Raw genomic sequence first — 2,773 nt, 5'->3', positions numbered from 1 at the left:
GCCTATGAGAGGGAGCAGTAGGCGGGTCAGCGATGGGACCGCGGCAGAGCGTCTTGCGACCGCAGAAACATCGAGCCCGAACACCGGTCCCATCACCTAAGGAGATGCTGATTTATTGGGCATCCTGCCCAAAATCAGACGGAGCCGGGCATGTTCAGACATTGGGCGGTTTCCCGACTCCTTCATTTTCAGCGACTTGCGTCGCTGAAAATGGCGGGGCGTCCTGCCCCGCACGGGAAGCGCCAATAAATCGGCGCTTCCCTAATGATGCACCGCTAGCGCCCGCTTTCAGTTAACACCCGGATGAGCATCGACACCATCATCGGCCTCATCGCCCTCGTCGCCCTGTTCGCCGCAGAGGGCTTCCTGCCTGCCTACGCCGGCCGGGAAAGGCGCCTGCGCCACGGCGCCGACAACCTCGTCCTCGCCGCCACCAGCGCCGCCGTGGGGGCCGTGGCAGCACCGCTGCTGGTCCTGTCGGTGGAATACGCGGCCAGCCATAAGCTCGGGCTCTGTCCCGCGCTGGAGCTCGGCTGGCCTGCCTGTGCGGCGCTCACCTTCGTGCTGTTCGATCTCTGGATGTATGCCTGGCACCGCGCCAACCACCGCGTGCCCTTCCTGTGGCGCTTCCACCGCGTGCATCACACGGACCCCGCCATGGACAGCACCACGGCCCTGCGCTTTCACCCCGGCGAAATCCTGATGTCGACGCTTGCGAACTGCCTGGTACTGGTGGCGCTCGGCATGTCGCTCGGCATGCTGGTGCTCTATAAATCGTTGATGGTCTTGGTGATCCTATTCCATCACAGCAACCTCGCCGTGCCGGCGAGCCTGGACGCTCGATTGCGCCGGATCATCGTGCCGCCATCCATGCACCGCGTGCATCACTCGGCCATTCGCGCGGAGACCGACTCCAACTACGGCACCGTCTTCTCGTTTTGGGATCGGCTGTTCGGGTCATTCCGGCTGCGCAGCGACCCGGAGCTGATCCGCTTCGGCATCGGCGCCTATGACGACGCCACTTGGCAGAAGCCGTTGCGCCTGTTACGGCTGCCGTTGGAGCCGAACCCGAGCCGCGGAAAGAGCACTCTGAGCCCTGCGGCGGAGGCAAAGCCGTGAATGATCCAGCCCCGCCCGAGCTGGTCTTCGTCTACAACGCCGACAGTGGCCTCTTCAACAGCATGGCCGACGCAGCCCACAAGGTTTTTGCACCCGACACCTACAGCTGCAATCTGTGCAAAGTGACCTACGGCTGGCTCACGGAGCGCCGCGCTTGGCGAGATTTCGTCGCCGGACTCGGGGTGACTTGCACCTTCCTGCACCGCGACGAATTTCGTCGGCGTTGGCCAGGGCTGGAGATCGCTCTGCCGGCAGTGCTGCGCGTGGACGCCGGCACACCCAGGGTCTGCATCGACGCCGACGCACTGAACGCTTGCACCGACATCGATGCGCTGACCAGCTTGGTGGAACGCCGCTGCTGCGCGGAATGAAGCTGCGCCGTAGATGGTGCCCTCGGCAGGATTCGAACCTGCGACCTACCGCTTAGGAGGCGGTTGCTCTATCCGGCTGAGCTACGAGGGCGCGACTTGAGGAGGATGGGAGCCCGAAGTGCCAACAGCGCCGATGGGCGCCGGCCGAGGACGTCGGCGATCCTGCTTGACGTCGGCCAGCCACTGAGTCCGCGGCCCCGATAGAGCGGGCTGAAAGGGCGTTGCTGGGCCAGCTGATGATTCAGCCGCGTTTGACCCCGGCAACGCCGCTGGCGCGGACCCTCGTCGCACCGGCACGAGGATACGCGAAAAGCCCAATACATGACATTGCCCGGCGACGGACCAGTTGCCTGCGACGGTGCGCTACACTCGGGGGTCAAGCCCAAGGGCGGGGAGGCCCGCGCAGCATGGGCCGGCGCCACCGAACAACACAGAGCGAACGACTTCAGACCCATGAGCGCGCTGCTGCAGCTGTTCCGATCCTCGTCCGCCTTTTATGGCGGCAATGCCGCCTTCATCGAAGACCTCTACGAACGCTACCTCAGGGACCCCGAGAGCATCGACCTCGCTTGGCGGCGGCGCTTCGACGCCATCCACGCCGAGGCCGCCAACGAGGTCCCCCACGGCCCTGTGCGCGAGAACTTCGCGCGCTTGGCGAGCGAAAGCCGCACCCGCGCGCAGACCCGCTCCGTGCAGCGCTTGGAGCCGGCGGCGGCGGAGCGCCAGGCGGCGGTACTCAGGCTGATTAATACCTACCGCTACCGCGGTCACCAGGTAGCGGACCTGGACCCCCTCAAGCTGCGCGAGACGCCCAAGGTGGCGGACCTTTCTCCGGGTTATCACAACCTGGAGGACAGCGATCTGGACCAGGTCTTCCACACCGGTTCCCTTTACGCGCCTGACCGGATGCCGCTCAAGGACATCCTGGCCCTATTGCAACGCATCTACTGCGGACCCGTGGGCTCGGAGTACATGCACATCACCACCACGGTAGAGAAGCGCTGGGTCCAAAAGCGCCTGGAGGGCTATCAGGCGCGCCCGGAGCTGGAGCCGGCCGATCGCCGCTGGCTGCTCACCCTGCTCACCGCCGCGGAGGGTCTGGAGAAGTACCTCCACACCAGGTACGTCGGCCAGAAGCGGTTCTCGCTGGAGGGGGCCGAGGCGCTGATCCCGATGCTCGACGAGCTGATCCAGCGCGCCGGGCGCAAGGGCTGTCGCGAGATGGTTAACGGCATGGCCCACCGCGGACGGACCAACGCTGGGGCTGGCTCTTATACACATAT

2 protein-coding genes, 1 tRNA gene and 1 pseudogene are annotated in these 2,773 nt (G+C 65.3%); 3 read left to right on the top strand and 1 reads right to left on the bottom strand.

Going from position 1 to position 2,773, the window contains the following annotated elements:
- Positions 1-303 precede the first annotated feature (303 nt).
- Positions 304-1,119: a sterol desaturase family protein gene (locus tag I6U14_RS08680; protein WP_296898509.1), complete on the top strand. Its 816-nt coding sequence runs from the start codon at positions 304-306 to the stop codon at positions 1,117-1,119.
- On the top strand, positions 1,116-1,490 hold the full coding sequence (locus I6U14_RS08675) for a hypothetical protein (RefSeq protein WP_296898507.1): 375 nt from the start codon (positions 1,116-1,118) through the stop codon (positions 1,488-1,490). The genes I6U14_RS08680 and I6U14_RS08675 overlap by 4 nt, the downstream gene beginning before the upstream one ends.
- A gap of 14 nt (positions 1,491-1,504) precedes the next feature.
- On the opposite strand, the gene I6U14_RS08670 is transcribed toward I6U14_RS08675, so the two are convergent.
- Positions 1,505-1,581 (bottom strand) — tRNA-Arg (locus tag I6U14_RS08670).
- Positions 1,582-1,943: 362 nt separating this feature from the next.
- Between I6U14_RS08670 and sucA the strand changes: the two are divergent.
- A pseudogene (gene sucA, locus I6U14_RS08665) lies at positions 1,944-2,773 on the top strand (2-oxoglutarate dehydrogenase E1 component); the annotation flags it as partial.

It is taken from the genome of Thiohalocapsa sp., from assembly GCF_019695415.1.
In the GTDB taxonomy this organism is placed as follows: domain Bacteria; phylum Pseudomonadota; class Gammaproteobacteria; order Chromatiales; family Chromatiaceae; genus Thiohalocapsa.
This window is presented reverse-complemented; position numbering and strand designations above follow the sequence as displayed.